General features: G+C 74.0%; 11 protein-coding genes. 3 read left to right on the top strand and 8 right to left on the bottom strand.

Features of this window, described 5'->3' with window-relative positions; all coding sequences use genetic code 11:
- The first annotated feature begins 101 nt into the window (after positions 1-101).
- Positions 102-878 carry a chlorite dismutase family protein gene (locus WME76_RS21515; protein WP_437961947.1) on the top strand — a complete coding sequence of 259 codons (777 nt, stop codon included), beginning with the start codon at positions 102-104 and terminating at the stop codon, positions 876-878.
- Positions 879-886: 8 nt separating this feature from the next.
- Here WME76_RS21515 and WME76_RS21510 read toward each other — a convergent pair whose 3' ends face one another.
- From WME76_RS21510 to WME76_RS21490, 5 genes are all read right to left on the bottom strand, one after another.
- Positions 887-2,671 (bottom strand): phospho-sugar mutase, encoded by a 1,785-nt coding sequence (locus WME76_RS21510; protein WP_437961946.1) that lies wholly within the window; start codon positions 2,669-2,671, stop codon positions 887-889.
- A 71-nt stretch (positions 2,672-2,742) separates the two neighbouring features.
- On the bottom strand, positions 2,743-4,143 hold the full coding sequence (locus tag WME76_RS21505; RefSeq protein ID WP_437961945.1) for an acetyl-CoA carboxylase biotin carboxylase subunit: 1,401 nt from the start codon (positions 4,141-4,143) through the stop codon (positions 2,743-2,745).
- A gap of 137 nt (positions 4,144-4,280) precedes the next feature.
- Positions 4,281-5,414, bottom strand: coding sequence for a 23S rRNA (adenine(2503)-C(2))-methyltransferase RlmN (rlmN, locus tag WME76_RS21500; RefSeq protein ID WP_437961944.1), 1,134 nt, complete (start codon positions 5,412-5,414; stop codon positions 4,281-4,283).
- A 137-nt stretch (positions 5,415-5,551) separates the two neighbouring features.
- Complete coding sequence (locus WME76_RS21495) at positions 5,552-6,703, bottom strand: CgeB family protein (RefSeq protein WP_437961943.1); 1,152 nt, start codon at positions 6,701-6,703, stop codon at positions 5,552-5,554.
- Positions 6,704-7,580: 877 nt separating this feature from the next.
- On the bottom strand, positions 7,581-8,471 hold the full coding sequence (locus tag WME76_RS21490; RefSeq protein ID WP_437962137.1) for a serine/threonine-protein kinase: 891 nt from the start codon (positions 8,469-8,471) through the stop codon (positions 7,581-7,583).
- A gap of 641 nt (positions 8,472-9,112) precedes the next feature.
- On the opposite strand from WME76_RS21490, the gene WME76_RS21485 reads away from it, so the two are divergent.
- Positions 9,113-12,976 (top strand): serine/threonine-protein kinase, encoded by a 3,864-nt coding sequence (locus WME76_RS21485; RefSeq protein ID WP_437961942.1) that lies wholly within the window; start codon positions 9,113-9,115, stop codon positions 12,974-12,976.
- A gap of 292 nt (positions 12,977-13,268) precedes the next feature.
- The gene (locus tag WME76_RS21480; RefSeq protein WP_437961941.1) at positions 13,269-13,946 is read left to right on the top strand and encodes a haloacid dehalogenase type II; all 678 of its coding nucleotides are present in this window, start codon (positions 13,269-13,271) and stop codon (positions 13,944-13,946) included.
- Positions 13,947-14,051: 105 nt separating this feature from the next.
- On the opposite strand, the gene WME76_RS21475 is transcribed toward WME76_RS21480, so the two are convergent.
- The 3 genes from WME76_RS21475 to WME76_RS21465 form a co-directional block, all read right to left on the bottom strand.
- The gene (locus tag WME76_RS21475; RefSeq protein ID WP_437961940.1) at positions 14,052-14,333 is read right to left on the bottom strand and encodes a pyrimidine/purine nucleoside phosphorylase; all 282 of its coding nucleotides are present in this window, start codon (positions 14,331-14,333) and stop codon (positions 14,052-14,054) included.
- Positions 14,334-14,463: 130 nt separating this feature from the next.
- On the bottom strand, positions 14,464-14,727 hold the full coding sequence (locus WME76_RS21470) for a zf-TFIIB domain-containing protein (RefSeq protein WP_437961939.1): 264 nt from the start codon (positions 14,725-14,727) through the stop codon (positions 14,464-14,466).
- A gap of 59 nt (positions 14,728-14,786) precedes the next feature.
- Positions 14,787-15,959 (bottom strand): aminoglycoside phosphotransferase family protein, encoded by a 1,173-nt coding sequence (locus WME76_RS21465; RefSeq protein ID WP_437961938.1) that lies wholly within the window; start codon positions 15,957-15,959, stop codon positions 14,787-14,789.
- Positions 15,960-15,988: the final 29 nt, after the last annotated feature.

The following is a 15,988-nucleotide window of genomic DNA, read 5'->3' as shown; positions in this document are numbered from 1 at the left end:
GGGGGGGGCGCCCGGCGCGGTAGGCCGGCGAACGGCGGCGGCCCGCGGCGGTGCGGCGCCTCGCTGTTGCCCTCCTGCGCGAACCTCGGTACCCCTACGCCATGAGCGAATCCACCACGGGCCGGCCGGCCGGCGGCCACGCGGAGCCCGAGCTGCCGCACATCGATGTGGCCGAGCGGGGGGCGCCGCGCGACGGGCGACCGCAGGTCATCGACCGCAGGCTGTTCATGCAGCTCCTCGTCTTCCGCTGCCCGAGCGCCGGCGATCCGGCGGAGCTGACCCGCGCAGTGGGCCAGGCCCTCGAGGCCCAGCGCGTCGGCGCGGTCGTCTACGAGGACGTCAGTGATCCGCGCGGGATCGCGGTGCTCACCTGGGCGGAAGACCCGGCCCTCTTCGTCGAGAAGGTCCGGCCCGCGCTCAACCGGGGCGACCTCCGGGGGCTGGAGCTCCGCCCCGACTTCACCATGCTGGGGCGCACCTACTCGACAGGCTACGAGCAGGACCTCGAGTACTGGATGCTCCGGCGCCCGGCCGAGACCGTGCTCAACCCCGCCTGGTCGTGGGCGGTGTGGTACCCGCTCCGCCGCAGCGGCGCGTTCTCCAAGCTCGAGCCGCGCGAGCAGGGGAGCATCCTGCGCGAGCACGGCACCATCGGACGGGCGTACGGCGCGCAGGACCTCGCGCACGACATCCGCCTCGCGAGCCACGGGCTCGACGCCCGCGACAACGAGTTCGTGATCGGGCTGGTCGGCAAGGAGCTCCACCCGCTCTCGCACATCGTCCAGTCGATGCGGAAGACCCGCCAGACGTCGGAGTTCATCAGCCAGATGGGCCCGTTCTTCGTCGGCCGCGTCGCCTTCCGCAGCGCCGGCGGCTGAAGCGCCCGTCAGCCGATGCCGGCCAGGGCCGAGAACGCCCTGGCCAGCGCGTCGAGCCGCGCCGCCGCGCGGGCCTCGGCGCCGGCCAGCGGCTCGTCCGCGGTGACCTGCTCGCGCACGTCGAAGTAGAACTTGATCTTCGGCTCGGTGCCGCTCGGGCGCGCGATGATCCGGCTGCCGCCGTCGAGCTCGTACACGAGCACGTTGCTCGAGGGCAGGACGAGCGGCTCGGTCCTGCCGTCGCTCGACGTGCGCGTGCGCGCCTCGAAGTCGCGCCACGCCACCACCGGGACGCCGCCGATCTCCGCCGGCGGGCTCTTCCGGAGCGCGGCCATGATGGCGGCGATCTTCTCGACGCCGTCCACGCCGCGCAGGGTGTAGGAGCGCTGCCCGCTCATGTAGAGGCCGTAGGTGCGGGTGAGCGCCTGGAGCTCGTCGAGCAGCGTCTTGCCCTCGGCCCTGCGCACAGCGGCGAGCTCGGCGAGCACCACCGCGGCGCCGATGCCGTCCTTGTCGCGCACGACCGGGCCGATGGTGTAGCCGAGCGCCTCCTCGAAGCCGAACACGAAGCGGGCGCCGGTCGAGCGCTCGATATCCATCGCCCGGTTGGCGATCCACTTGAACCCGGTCAGGGTCTCCTCGTAATGCACCCCGAGCGCCGCGGCGATCGCGCCGAGCATCGGGGTCGAGACGCAGGAGGCCAGCACGAGGCGGCGCTCGGTCGCGCTGCCGCCGCCCTGGGCGCCCCCCTCGGTGAGCAGGTAGTGGCCGAGGAGCACGCCGACCTGGTTGCCCGTGAGCTGCACGTACTCGCCGTCCGGGCGCCGCACCGCCACGGCGAGCCGGTCGACGTCCGGATCGTTGGCGAGGACGAGGTCGGCGCCCTCCTTCTTCGCGAGGGCGAACGCCAGGTCCATGGCGCCCTTCTCCTCGGGGTTCGGGAACGCGACCGTGGGGAACGCGCCGTCCGGCTCGGCCTGCTCGGGCACGCTCGTCACGCGCGTGAAGCCGGCCTGCGCGAGCGCCTCGCGGACGAGGCGGTTGCCCACGCCGTGCAGCGGCGTGTAGACGATGCGCAGGCCGCGATCGCCGTCGCTCCGCACGGCGAGGCCGCGGATCGCGCGGAGGTACGCCGGCTCCAGGTCCGCGGGGAAGTCCCGCACGAGGCCCCGCTGCCGCGCCTCGTCCAGGGGGACGCGGGGGACCTGATCCGCCGGCGGCGAGGCGTCGATCGCCGTCGCGATGCCGGTGTCGTGCGGTGGGACGATCTGCGCGGCGTTGTCCCAGTAGACCTTGTAGCCGTTGTACTCGGGCGGGTTGTGGCTCGCCGTGACCATCACGCCCGCGGCCGCGCCGAGGTGGCCGACCGCGAACGCGGCGATCGGGGTGGGGCAGGGGCCCGGCGAGAGGTGGCTCGGGATGCCCGCGGCGGCGAGGGCGCAGGCGGCGTCCTCCGCGAACTCGCGGCTCATCCGGCGGGCGTCGTAGCCGACGACGACCCCGGCGCTGCGCGCCTTGTCGCCGAGCGTGGCGAGGAGGTAGCGGGCGAGGCCGGCGGTGGTGCGGAGGATGACGGCGCGGTTCATCCGGCTCTCGCCGGCGCCGAGCACGCCGCGGATGCCCGCGGTGCCGAACTCGAGGGGGCCGGCGAAGCGCTCGGCGAGCTCGGCGCGGACACCCTCCTCGCCCGCCCGGGCCGCGTCGATGAGCCCGCGCAGCTCGCTCTGGGTCTCCGGATCGGGGTCGTGGGCAAGCCAGCGTTCGGCAGGCTCGAGGACGAAGTCGTGGCTCACGACTCCATCTTTAGTTCAAGCTGGCCGCCGTGTGCAGCAGGCGCACGCGCGATTCCGCGCGGACGGGCGGGCTAGCCGGCCTTCTTGCCGGCGGCGAGCGCCTCGGCGAAGCGCGTGTCGTACTGGCCGCGCCGGAAGTCGTCGTCCGCCAGGATCTGGCGCAGGAACGCGAGGTTCGTCGCGGCGGGACCGGTCGGGCCGGCGAGCTCGATCGTCGTCTCGGCGAGCGCCCGGTCGAGGCGGGCGATCGCGTCGTCGCGCGTCGGCCCGTGGGCGACGATCTTGGCGAGCAGCGGATCGTAGAACGGTGTCACCTCGAGCCCCTCGGCGACGCCTGTCTCGATCCGCAGGTCGTCGCCCGCGGCGGGCCAGCGGAGCGCGGCGATGCGGCCGGGCTGCGGGGCGAACTTCTTCGCCGGATCCTCCGCGTAGAGGCGCGCCTCGATGGAATGGCCGCGGTAGGCGTGGTCGCGGACCTCCGGCGCGAGCGGCTCGCCCGAGGCGATGCGGATCTGGTGCTCGACAAGGTCGAGCCCGGTGCACATCTCGGTGACGCAGTGCTCGACCTGGAGCCGCGCGTTGACCTCGAGGAAGAAGAGCTCACCGCTCTCCGCCGCGACGAACTCGACCGTGCCGGCCCCGACGTAGCCGGCGCCGGTCACGACCCGGAGGGCGCTCTCGTGCAGCGTCCTCCGGCGGGACTCGCCCGCGTCTCCCTGGAAGAACGCGGCGGGCGACGGGCTCTCCTCGATGATCTTCTGGTGCCTGCGCTGCGCGCTGCACTCGCGCTCGCCGAGCGCGACGGCGCCGCCCTGGCCGTCGCAGAGCACCTGCACCTCGATGTGGCGCGGGCGCTCGATGTACCGCTCCATGTAGACGCGCGGGTCGCCGAACGCGGAGCGGCCGCGGTCGGAGCACGCGGTGAGGGCGCGCGCGAGCTTGACCGGCTCGGTGACGACCTGCATGCCGATGCCGCCGCCGCCGCCCGCGGCCTTGACGAGCAGCGGGAAGCCGATGCTCTCGGCGGCGCGCTGGGCGGCCTCGAGGTCGGCGGGGTCGACCGGGCCGCCCGTGCCCGGCGGCGGGAAGACGTCGGCCGCGCGCGCGTGGTCGCGCGCGAGGATCTTGTCGCCGAAGGCGTGGAGCACCGCGGGCGGCGGGCCGATGAACGTGATGCCGGCCGCGAGGACGGCCTCGGCGAAGGCCTCGTTCTCGCTGAGCAGCCCGTACCCCGGGTGGATGCCGTCGGCGCCCGTCGCCCGGGCCGCCTCCACGATCGCGTGGATGACGAGGTAGCTGTCCCGGACCGGCGGCGGCCCGATGCGCACCGCCTCGTCGGCCATCGCGACGTGCGGCGCGCCCGCGTCGGCGTCCGAGTAGACGGCGACCGTGGCGATCCCGAGCCGTTTGCAGGTCCGGAGGACGCGGCAGGCGATCTCTCCACGGTTGGCGACGAGGATCTTTTTCAGCACGGTTGACAGCTACGCCCCCGCGCGGCGGGGCGTCAAGGCGGTCCGGCGCGCTCGGAGCGCCCGCGGACAGGCCTCATCGGGCGGCCTCCGGTGCAGCGCTCTCGCCTGCCCAGCGGGCTGAGCCGCGCCGGTCGGGCTCAGCCCACCGCGCGCCGCACCTTGGGCTTGGCCCCGAGCAGCACGAGCTGCCCGCACGCCGCCGAGACGTCGTCCCCGCGCCGGCGCCGCACGAAGCACGAATATCCAGCCTGGGTGAGCACCTCCTGGAACGCGGCCACGCGCTCCAGGCCGGGCGGACCCAGCGAGGACGCCTCGATCGGGTTCATCGGGATGAGGTTGATCTTCACCGGGAGGCCCCGCAGGAGCTTCGCCAGCCGGCGCGCCTCGGCCGGATCGTCGTTCTGCCCGGCCACGAGCGTGTACTCGATGGTGATGCGCCGGCGCCGCGGCAGCGGGTAGGCGCGCAGCGCCGCGAGCAGCTCGTCGAGCGGGTACTTGCGGTTGATCGGCATCAGCGCCGAGCGGGTCGCGTCGTCCGCGGCGTGCAGCGAGATCGCCAGCGCGATCTGCCCGCCGAAATCCGCGCCGAGCCGCGCGATCTCCGGGACGAGGCCCGACGTGGACACCGTGACCCGCCGCGTCGAGAGGTTGATCCCCTCCGGGTGCGTGAGCAGGCGCAGCGAGCGCGCGGTGGCCTCGTAGTTGTGGAGCGGCTCGCCCATGCCCATGTAAACGACGTTGCGGAGCTCCTCGCCCTCCTCGAGCATCGCCCGCCCGAGGAGCACCTGGCCCGCGATCTCCTCGGCACCGAGGTGGCGCTTGAGCCCGGCCACGCCGCTCGCGCAGAAGCCGCACCCCATGGCGCAGCCGACCTGCGTGGAGATGCACTGGGTGACGCGGAGGCGCGGCGCCGCGCCCGCGTCCGAGCCAGCGTCCTCGTCGTCCTCGTCGTCGCCCGTGGCCGCGTCGGCGTCGAGCTGCGCTTGCGAGCCGGGGCCCGACACCGACGGGAGCAGGACCGTCTCGATGGTCGCGCCGTCGCGCAGGCGGAGGAGCAGCTTGCGCGTGCCGTCCTCGGATCGATGAACCCGCTCGGGCGTCAGCACCTCGCCGAGCCCCTCCGCGGTCAGGTGCTCGCGCAGCCGCGCCGGGAGGTTCGTCATGGCCGCTGGATCCAGGACGCCGCGGCGGTGGATCCAGTGGAATACCTGCTTCGCCGTGAACGACCGCTCTCCGCGGGCGGCCAGCGAGGCCGACCACTCTTCAGGCAAGCGAGCGACAGGGTGAAGCGGGGTGGAGCGCACCTCCGTGGCGTACTGCGCGCTGACCCGAGCGGCAAGGGAGCAGGAGCGCGGCGCGGCCGCCCGCGCCCGGCCGATGCGTCGACCGCGCTGGCGCTCCCGGGTCGTCAGCCGCTCTGGCTCTCGATGTGCGCCGCGGGGATCTGCCCGTCGCGGTCGCGGCGCGCCCGCGCGCGGCTCCCGGCGTCGAGCACCTCGCGGGTGTAGCGCTCGAACGCCTCGGCGCGGTGCATCGCCGTGTGCTCGGCGAACACGCGCTGCCGCGCCCGCTGGCCCACGGTGAGGCGCTTGTCCTCCTTCATCTCCCGGAGCTTCCGGAGCACGTCCTCCGGCGTGCGGACGAGGAGGATCTCGTCGCCTGGCTGGAAGAACGTCTCGATCCCCGGCCAGGTGTCGCTCAGGACCGGGGTCCCGCACGCGGCCGCCTCGAACAGGCGCGCGCTCGGCGACCACCCGGACTCGACCATCGACCGGCGGGTCAGGTTCAGCGTGAAGCGCTGGGAATTGTAGAAGATGCGGTGCTCGTCCGGCGGGAGGTGCTCGGTCCGGGTGATGTTGTCGGGCCACGCGAGCGACGCCGGGTACTGCGCGCCCGCCACCGCGAAGCGCCCGCGGCGCATACGCCGCGCCGGCTCGAGCAGGAGCCGCTCGACCGCCGCCTGCCGGTCGTCGCTGTACGTGCCGAGGTAGCCCAGATCCCAGCGCATCGGCGCCGGCTGGGGATGGTAGACGTCGGTGTCGGCCGAGCAGTAGAGCGCCCGCGCGCGCACCGCCCCGTGGCCGCGCTCGAGCCGCTCCAGCGTCGGGCCGCCCGTCGCCGACAGGTAGAGGTCGTACCGCGGGATCAGCGCCGGCGTGAGGTACGCGTGATCCCCGTGCGCCAGCCGGCCCAGCGTCACCGGCGTGTCGAGGTCGTAGAACGCGGTCTTGCCGCGGGCCTCCTCGGTGATCCACGCCCCGACGGTGGCTCCCTCCGGGACGAAGGAGCCGACGATCACGAGATCGGCTTCGCGCACCGCGCGTGAGAATCGATCACGGAGCTCGGGAATGCTCGAGTACTGCTCGGTCGTGCCGTAAGGCGGGTTGGGCAGGTCGCGGTGCTGGTCATAGATGGAGAGGTTCCGCTCCAGAAAGAGCACGTGGTGGCCGCGCGACGCGAGCGCCCGGAGGAGCGCTCTGTACGTCGTGGCGTGGCCGTTGCCCCACGACGACGTGATGGAGAGTCCCAGGAAGACGTAACGGTAGGTAGGTGTCGTCATAACGTGGCGGCAGCAAGGGTTGAGAGATCCAAGGAGACGTGCCGGCCCGGAATGAGCCGGTCCCGAGGTGCACCTCGGCGGCGCCGGAGACGCTGAGAGCGGCCTCCGCGCGCGGCCAGGCAGGCGGACAGACAGGGGAGCTGCACGTCGCTCCGGTTGCCCTGGCGCCGCGCAAGAGGGCGCGGCGACGAGCGAACGACCCCGGATTAACATGCGTGCTCACGCTCTGCAATCCTGCGAGAGGCGGTTTCTGGACTGAAGATGCGTATTCGTCGTCAGGACCCCAGGTGATTAGGCCCGGACTGATCTCGTGATCAAGAAGGGAGCAGGATCGTAACTCGCTATGGAACAGGGCGGGCCGCTGGCGCAAAGCCCCCCACCGCGCCCGCCGCCGCGCCATCGAGCCGACCGGCCTGCGCGGCGACGAAGGATGGCAGCGTTGATGAGAAAAAAAGAGGTGATGTCGCAATGGTCGGCCGCGGGCGCCGATCGAACGGAGTCGCGGCGGCGGAGCCCGACGAGGAACGCCGGGGCAACGCTCGTCAGGCGCCGCGGACCGGGCTCGTCAGCAACGCGGGAGCGGGCGGCGGAGCGGAGCTGCGGCGCCGGCGGGGCCTCGCGCCAGGCGCCCTCGCGCGCGGCTCCCGAAGGCATTCCGGCGTCCCGTCACGATCGCCGGTGCGCCTGTGGCCTCCAGCCGGTCGCGGGCCTCTCTTGTCGACGAGAAAATGAGCAGGGAGTCAGCAAGACACGGAGAGCGGGAGAGGACGGCGCGCCGGCGCCGCCTTCCTGTCCGCGCGGGCGAGTTGCCGTGAGGCGGGGGCCCTGGGTGTCCACCCTTCAGCGGCGGGGCGCCGCGCGAGGGCGGCCGCGACGTTCAGGGGGCGGGTCGCAGCGCCCGCCAGCCGTCGATCACCTCGGCGATGTTCGCGAAGCGGCGGTCCGGGCTGTGGGCGAGACCGCGGTTGACGAACACCTCGAGTTGCCGGTCGACCGGCGGGGGCATCATGTTCCCGAGGCGCCGCGGCGCCGTCCTCGTCTTGAGATCGGCGAGCATCATCAGGTTGCGCGCGGCGTAGGGGAGCTCGCCGGTGAGCGCCTGAAAGACCACCGTCATCGCCGCATAGATGTCGGCCCGGTGATCCACCGTCTTGCCCCTCATGAGCTGCTCCGGGGGCGCGTACCTGGGATCGCCGAGGCACCGGCCCGCCACGGTCGTCTCCTCGTCGCAGAGCGCGGGCGGGAGCTTGCACGAGCCGAGATCGAGGAGCGTCAGCCGGTCGCCGTCAGGGCCGCGATCGAGGAGCACGTTCGCGGAGCTGATGTCGCGGTGGATGATGCCAATCTCGTGGAGCTCGGCGATCGCCAGCCAGAGCTGCTCGATCAGCGGGTGCGTGGCGTCGAACGGGAGCGCCCCGCTCCGGGCGATGCGCTCGGCGAGGAGCTCCCCCTCGCGCAGCTCGAAGACGATGAACGGGCCGTGCTTCGGGTCCGCGCCGCCGCCGATCGACGGGAGCGTGTGCGGGCCCCGCAGCCGCTCGCACGCCGCGGCCTCGCGCCGGAAGCGCGCCTCGGCCTCGGCCAGGGGCATGCGCTCCGGCGCGCTGAACACGCTCCCCGGATCCACGCGCGACGGAGGCTCGCCGAGCACCTTCACCGCGACGCGGCGGCCGGTGCTCGCGTCCTCGGCGCTGAACACTTCGCCGAGGCCCTCGCGGCGGAGGTGACGCACGACGCCGTAGCGCTGGAGCAGGACGGTTCCGGGCACGATTGACAAGAGCGGCCTCCTTCGCTTGACAAAAAGGGGTCGAGCGCGTTCCGGTCGCCTCCCCCCAGTCCCCAGACAAGCTCATTTATCACGCGGGCGCGACAGCGGAAGCGCCGCGCGCCCGTGGATGCGAAGAAGGGGCCGCCGCCTACACCGGCCACGCCGCGTCGGCCGGCCGCTCCACGCTCGAGGTCGTCTGGACGAAAACCGGCCCGGCGCCGCCATCGAAAGCGCGACGAGCGCGCCGTCGAGGCCCGCGGCGCCGGTGGGACCGATCACCGGGAGAGCCGCGGCGGCTGCTCCGGTATCGCGCGCGCGCGGGGCTCCGGGCGCGCCGGAAAGGCCGCTCGGCGCACGCTGGACGACAGCGGAGGAGAACCGACATGACCCGCGGCCGGACGTGACGGCAGGGGCCGCGCCGGGGCTTCGTCGCTCTGGAGTTGCCCCGGACCGCGCTCTCTGGTGACGATGCGGACCGAAGCGCGGTAATCGGCGGTGATTGCATGAGGGGACGCGGAGGCCTCGCGGCCCCGCGCCCGGTGACACGCCTGCTACCCCGAACCGCTGGCCATCCACATGAACTTCGCGTAGCTCCCACACAGAGGACGGACGTCGGTCTGCGGGGAGCGGCGGCTAGGGCAATGCGCGCGGGAAACGTCATCGACGGCCGGTTCGAGATCGTGGAGCTCGCGGGCGCCGGCGGCATGGGCCATGTCTTTCGCGCGCACGACCTCACGACGGGCGACACCGTCGCCCTGAAGGTCCTCCAGAACGCCGCCTCCCAGGACTCCAGCCGCCTCTCGCGCGAGGCGCAGGCGCTCGCCAGCCTGCGCGTGCCGGGGGTGGTCCGGTACATCGCGCACGGCCTCACGGACACCGGGCACCCCTACCTCGCCATGGAGTGGCTCACCGGCGAGACCCTCTCCCAGCGCCTCGCCCGGCAGTCGTTCACCCTGGACGAGAGCCTCAAGCTCGCCCGGCGCGTCGCGATCACCCTCGGGTCCGTGCACCGGCTCGGCGTCGTCCACCGCGACCTCAAGCCGAGCAACCTGCTCCTCGTCGACGGCGCCATCGACCGCATCACGCTCATCGACTTCGGCGTGGTCCGCATGTCCGGCATCGACCAGCAGCTCACCATGCCGGGCGCCATCCTCGGCACCCCCGGCTACATGGCGCCCGAGCAGGCCCGCGGCGAGGCGCAGGTCGACGCCCGCGCCGACGTCTTCGCGCTCGGCTGCCTGCTGTACAAGTGCGTCTCGGGGCGCGCGCCCTTCCGCGGCGCGCGCGGGCTCGCCGTGCTCGTCAAGGTGCTCATCGAGGAGCCGCCGTCGCTCCGGTGGCTCCGCGACGACGTGCCCGAGGCGCTCGACGACCTTGTCACGCGGATGCTGTCGAAGTCGCCCGAGGGGCGGCCGAGCGACGGCAACGCGGTCGCGGTCGAGCTCGCCGCGCTCATGGATCCCGCGGCGCTCTCCGTGCGCCCGCCGGCGCCGTCCATCCGCCCGCCGGAGCTCACGACGGGCGAGCGCAAGGTGATGTGCCTCGTCCTCGCGCGCGACGGCCTCGCCCCTGCCGCGGCCGATCCGGCCGCGCTCGAGGCCGACGAGCAGGCGCGCGCGCAGGCGCTCTCGGCCACGGCGGCGCGCTACCGGGGCCAGCTCGAGCTCGTCGAGGCGCGGCTGCCGCTGGTCGTGCTCTCCGGCGCGGGCGCGACGACCGACCTCGCGGCCCGGGCGGCGCGCTGCGCGCTCGCCGTGCAGGCGCTCCTCGGCGGGGCGCCGGTCGCGCTCGTGACGGGCCGGGCGGAGATCGCCTCGCGCATGCCGATCGGCGATCTCATCGACCGCGTGGTCCAGCTCCTCCCCGAGAGCCGCGCCCCGTCGCGCGCGGCGGCGATCCGCATCGACGAGGTGACGGCGGGGCTGCTCGGGCCGCGGTTCGAGATCTCCGGCGACGAGGCGGGCCGCTGGCTCCACGGCGCGCGCGAGGAGCCGGACGCGGCGCCCCACCTGCTCGGCAAGGTGACGTCGTGCGTCGGGCGCGAGCGCGAGCTGGCGCTGATCCGCGACGAGCTCGCGCGCTGCGTCGAGGAGTCGACCCCGAGCGTCGTGCTCGTGACGGGGCCGGCGGGCATCGGCAAATCGCGGCTCCGCCACGAGATCGTCCGCGGCCTCGGGGAGGAAGGCGCGCCTGTCGAGGTGTGGCTCGGGCAGGTGGACGCCATGAGCGCCGGCTCGGCGTTCGGCCTGCTCGCGCACGCGCTCCGGCGGGCGATCGGCCTGTCGGACGCCGACTCCATCGAGGAGCGGCGGCGCAAGGTGCGGGCGCGGGTCGAGCGGCACGCGGCGCTCGACGCGGCGCGCGTGGCGACGTTCCTCGGCGAGCTGGTCGGCGCGCCGTTCCCGGACGACGACGTCCAGCTCCGGGCGGCGCGGCGGAACCCGATGCTCATGGGCGACCAGCTCCGCCTCGCGTGGGAGGACTTCCTGCGCGCCGAGTGCGCGGAGCACCCGGTGCTGCTCGTGCTCGAGGACCTGCACTGGGGCGACCTGCCCACGGTCACGATGGTCGACGCCGCGCTCCGGAACCTGAAGGACCGGCCGTTCATGGTGATGGCGCTCGGCCGCCCCGAGGTGCACGAGCTCTTCCCGAAGCTCTGGGACGAGCGGCGCGGGCACAAGCTCCGGCTCGCGGGGATCTCGCGCCGGTCGAGCGAGCGGCTCGTGCGCCAGGTGCTCGGCGACGGCGAGAGCCAGGCGCTCGTGGCGACGCTCGTGGAGCGCGCGGACGGCAACGCCTTCTATCTGGAGGAGCAGATCCGCGCGGCGGCGGCCGGCAAGGGGGCCGACCTTCCGGAGACGGTGCTGGCGATGGTGCAGGCGGAGCTCGACGCGCTCGACGTCGGGGCGCGCCGCGCGCTGCGCGCCGGGGCGATCTTCGGCGAGCGCTTCCCGCGGGGCGGGGTCGCGGCGCTGGTCGGCCGGGCGGACGTCGACCCGCTGCTCGCGGAGCTCGAGGCGCGGGAGCTCGTCGTGCGGTGCGCGGCGGAGGGCGCGTCGGAGGCGGCCGAGTACCGGTTCCGGCACGCGCTCGTGCGCGAGGCGGCGTACGGGATGCTGACCGATCACGACCGCCGCCTCGGCCACCGGCTCGCGGGCGAGTGGCTGGAGCGCGCGGGAGCGGCGGAGCCGATGGCGCTGGCCGAGCACTTCGAGCGCGGCGGCGAGCCGGCGCGGGCGGCGACGTGGACGCTGCGCGCGGCCGAGCAGGCGCTGCTCGGGAGCGATCTCGGCGCGGCGATCGAGCGCGTGGAGCGCGGCATCGCGCGCGGGGCCTCGAAGACGACGGCCGGGGCGCTGCGGCTCTGCCAGGCGGAGGCGCACCTCTGGCGCGGCGAGTTCGCGCTGGCGGAGCGGCGGGGGATGGAGGCGCTGGAGCGGCTCTCGCCCGGGTCGGCGTCGTGGTTCTCGGCGCTCACGCAGATGATCCTGGCGGCCTCGAAGCGGGGCAACCACGACCAGGTCGAGCGCCTCGTGGGCGTGGCGCAGAGCACCGAGCCGCGGCGGTCGGCGCGGCCGGCGCGCAGCGTGTGCCTGTGCGCGGGGGCCGGGCGCCTCGTCTTCGGCGGGCGGTACCGGCTCGCGGACGAGCTGCTCGACGCGATCGAGCAGGACGCCGAGGAGACGCAGCAGGAGGTCGAGGTGCTGGCGCGGCTGCACGAGGCGCGCGCGTACCGGGCGATGGCGGACGGCGACCCCGGCGCGAGCCTCGCGGGCTTCGAGGCGGCGCTCGCGGCGTTCGAGCAGGCCGGGGATCGGCGCAACGCCTGCTGGGCGCGGAACAACCTGGGCTCCTGCACCGCGGAGCTCGGCGAGTTCGAGGGCGCCGAGGCGGCGCTGCGCGCGTCGCTGGCGGACGCGGAGCGGATGGGGCTCCTGGACGCGCGGCTCGGGGCGCTGCTCAACCTGGGTCCGGTGCTCGCGCGGCAGGGCCTCGTCGAGGAGGCGCGGCGGACGGAGGAGGAGGCGATCGCGACGTCGCAGCGCCTCGGCGACGTGCGCATGGAGGGCGCGGCGCGGACGTGCCTCGCGAGGATCCTGATCCTGTCGGGCGACCTCGCGGGCGGCGAGCGCGAGGCGCGCGCCGCGGTCGCGATCCTGTACGGCGCGCCGCCGCTCCGCGCCTTCGCCTACGCGGTCCTCGGGCGGACGCTGCTCGACGCGGGGCAGGCGGTGGACGCGCTCGCCGCGACGACCGAGGCGTACTGCCTGCTCGAGTCGGTGGGCGCCGAGATGGGCGAGTCGCTGGTGCGCCTCGCGCACGCCGAGGCGCTCTCCGCGTGCGGCCACCGGCGGGAGGCGACCATGGCGATCGCCTCGGCGCGGGAGCGCCTGCTCGACCGGGCGAGGAAGATCGGCGACCCGGTGTGGCGCGGGAAGTTCCTTGGCAACGTGCCGGACAACGTGGCGACGCTCGAGCTCGAGCGGAGGTGGCTGGGCGCCTAGGCCGGCGCCCGGCGCGGCGGGACCGGAGCGGCGGGAGCGGGCATGCTAGTACCTCGGGGCAGAGACCCTGCCAGGGCGCTGCCTCGCGAGCGGAGAGAGAACTCAACGCAAAGGCGCAAAGGCGCAAAAATGCAAAAATGCAAGAGTGCAGGAATGCACACACTTGCCCTTTCCTTTTTGCGCCTTTGCGCCTTTGCGTCTTTGCGTTGAAATCTCTCCCTCTCTCTCTGGATCCCTGGCGGTTCTCGCTTTCCCCTGACACCGCTCCAGAAGCCAGGGAGGTCACCAGGACATGTCGGACATCCGAGCTGCCATCTTCGACGCCTATGGCACGTTGCTCGACGTGCACGCCCCCGTCGTGGCGCAGTCCGAGCGTATCGGTCCGCACTGGCGCCGGTTCTCGGTGGACTGGCGGGCGAAGCAGCTCGAGTACACCTGGGTGCGCAGCCTGACGGGGCCCGCCCATCACCGCGACTTCTGGCGGTGCACGGAGGACGCGCTCGACTGGGTGTCTGCGAGGCACGGCCTCTCCGATCGCGGCCTGCGCGCGGCGCTGCTCGACGCGTACCGCGCCTGCCCCGCGTATCCGGAGGTGCCGGCCGTGCTGGGCGCGCTTCGCGCCCGCGGCCTCGCGACAGCGATCCTCTCCAACGGGGAGCCCGGCATGCTGGCGGCCGCGGTCACCGCCGCGGGCATCGCCGATCTGCTCGACGACGTGCTGAGCGTGGAGGCGACCGGCGTCTTCAAGCCGCACCCGCTCGTCTACCGCCTGCCCGAGCGCCGGTTCGGGCACGCCGCTGCGTCGATGGCCTTCATCTCCGCCAACGCGTGGGATGCGCAGGGCGCGCTCGCGTGCGGCTACCGTGCCTTCCGCGTGAACCGCGCGGGCGATCCGGACGAGTACGGGCTGCGAGATCGCGCGCCAGAGATCGACGACCTCGCGAAGCTGCCCGCGCTGTTGATCGGGTGATGCCGGCCGCCTGGAGCCGTCAGGGCGCGAGGCGGGAGGAGGGGAGGGGCGCCGTGGAGGCGGATAGGAGCGCCGCGGGAGGCGCGCGGCGCCGCGGGGGCGGGCTCAGAGGAACTCGCAGAAATACCCGGTGGGCTGCGCGGCCTTGACGTCGAAGCCGCTCTTGCCCGCCACCTCGAACGACGTCCCCGCCGGGTAGACGCGCCACTCCTGCGAGCCGTCGAAGCGGATCGCGAGCTCGCCCGCGACGACGGTCATCCGCTCCGGCGATTCGGTCGAGAAGTGGAACTCGCCGGTGTCGATGACACCCATCGTCTGCCGGCGCCCGTGGCGCTCGAAGCCGACGCTCTGGACGCCGCCGTTGAAGTAGCTGTTGTGCTTGAGCATGGCGCCCTCCTACCGCGGTTCGCCCCGCGAGGCCAGCCCGACACGCGCGCTCGTCGCGCCTCGGCGATCGGGGCCGGTCATGGACGCCACGCCGCCTGCGCCGCGTCGGCCGCCTTCCTGAGCGCGTGCCTCACGAGGAGAAGAGCATCTTGGCGAAGCTCTTGTGTCGCTTGTGCCCGTAGTGATGTTGCGGCGCGCCCCACGCGGGCGGCGGCGGCGGGGCCACGGGGACGCCGTGCATCGGCGGCGGAGCATACTGCGCCTCCAGGCGAGACAGGGCCTCGAGCTCGCCGTAATCCAGGAAGATCCCGCGACAGCCATCGCACTGCTCGATGTGAACCCCGTTGCGGTTGTACGTCCGCATGGCGGCGTGGCACTTGGGACACTGCATCATAGGACCCTCGTTTCAACTCGCAGCTTCCCACGGAAAGGGAGCTGACCTTGATTGGGCAATCATAGCATCGGCGGGGCGCCGACGCGGACCATTCGCCGGCACGTGTCGACGAGCGCCGTCTCCACCTCGTCGAGCGGACGGCCGTCGCGGCTGGCGGCCGCGACGGCGAGCGCTGCCGACTGCACGGCCAGCGCGCGCGCCGCCGCATCGAGCGCCGGCCACGGGTCGCCCTCGGCGGGCACCGCGCACCCGCCCGACGCCCGGTACGCCGAGAGGAATCGCCACCACGCCTCGGGCGGCAGCAGCCCGGCGGCGTACCAGGCGGCCGGCCGCGCGAGGTCCCACGCCGGATCGCCCACCCCGAGATCGTCGATGTCGATGAGCCGAAAGCCTCCTGCGCCGGGGCCGCCGGGGCCACCCGGGGGCGCCACCCGCGGCTCCGGCGCGCCGGCCACCGCATCGGCGGCCGCGCGTGCGTCCGGCAGGCGGACCACCTGGCCGAGGTGAAAGTCGCCGTGCACGAGGACGCCGCTCCGCTCCCCTCGCCAGCGCGCACCACCTGCGCCGGATGCATCGAGCGGCGCCGCTGTACCGCCGCCCGGGGGCGGCGCCAGCCTGGCGAAGGCCTGTTCCACCGCGGCGCCCGCCGGCGTGCGGCCCGCGGCGCGCAGGCGCGCCATCGCGCGGGCGACCCGGCCGGGCGCGCCCGCGCGAGGGAGCCGGCCCGCCGGGGAAACCGCGGGGAGCGCGGTCGCGTGCAGGCGCGCGAGCAGCGTCGCGGCCTCTTCCCATGGCGCGGCGTCGGGGTCGTCGGGGCTCACCGGCGCTCCGGCTGGCCATGCCGTGATGAGCCGGCCGCGTACCTCCAGCGCGAGCCGGAGCTGTGTGTCTTCGAGCGCAGTACCGCGCTGCGCACCCTCGGAAGGCATGTTGTCCGGCGGCGCCGGGCGCCACGGCAGCGGCGCCCCGGGAGGTGGGATGGCGAGCGGAGAGAGCAGCGAGGAGCGGAGCTGCGGGCTCGCCGCGAGCTTCAGCCGCGTCAGGAGATCCTGCGGGTCGGTCTCGTGCGCATGCGCCTTGACCACCACGTCGTCAATCCGCACGACCAGGCCGTCCGCGCGACCGGACAGCACGATCGGGGCCCCTGGAAGGCAGGTGCCGCCCGCAAGAGACCTCCCGATGCGGACGAGGTCACGGACGAGCCCGCTGTCGGGCGGAGGATCGGCGCGCATCCGCGGAGTTGAGCATACCCGCTCAGCCC

The sequence above is a fragment of the Sorangium sp. So ce119 genome (assembly GCF_051524405.1).
GTDB classification, from domain to species: domain Bacteria; phylum Myxococcota_A; class Polyangia; order Polyangiales; family Polyangiaceae; genus Sorangium; species Sorangium cellulosum_G.
This window is presented reverse-complemented; position numbering and strand designations above follow the sequence as displayed.

What these genes read in the sequence shown, in the direction of transcription:
- WME76_RS21475 (WP_437961940.1), bottom strand. Translation starts at nt 14,333, where the DNA reads ATGCTCAAGCACAACAGCTACTTCAACGGCGGCGTCCAGAGCGTCGGC.
- WME76_RS21470 (WP_437961939.1), bottom strand. Translation starts at nt 14,727, where the DNA reads ATGATGCAGTGTCCCAAGTGCCACGCCGCCATGCGGACGTACAACCGC.
- WME76_RS21515 (WP_437961947.1), top strand. Translation starts at nt 102, where the DNA reads ATGAGCGAATCCACCACGGGCCGGCCGGCCGGCGGCCACGCGGAGCCC.
- WME76_RS21495 (WP_437961943.1), bottom strand. Translation starts at nt 6,703, where the DNA reads ATGACGACACCTACCTACCGTTACGTCTTCCTGGGACTCTCCATCACG.
- WME76_RS21465 (WP_437961938.1), bottom strand. Translation starts at nt 15,959, where the DNA reads ATGCGCGCCGATCCTCCGCCCGACAGCGGGCTCGTCCGTGACCTCGTC.
- WME76_RS21485 (WP_437961942.1), top strand. Translation starts at nt 9,113, where the DNA reads ATGCGCGCGGGAAACGTCATCGACGGCCGGTTCGAGATCGTGGAGCTC.
- WME76_RS21480 (WP_437961941.1), top strand. Translation starts at nt 13,269, where the DNA reads ATGTCGGACATCCGAGCTGCCATCTTCGACGCCTATGGCACGTTGCTC.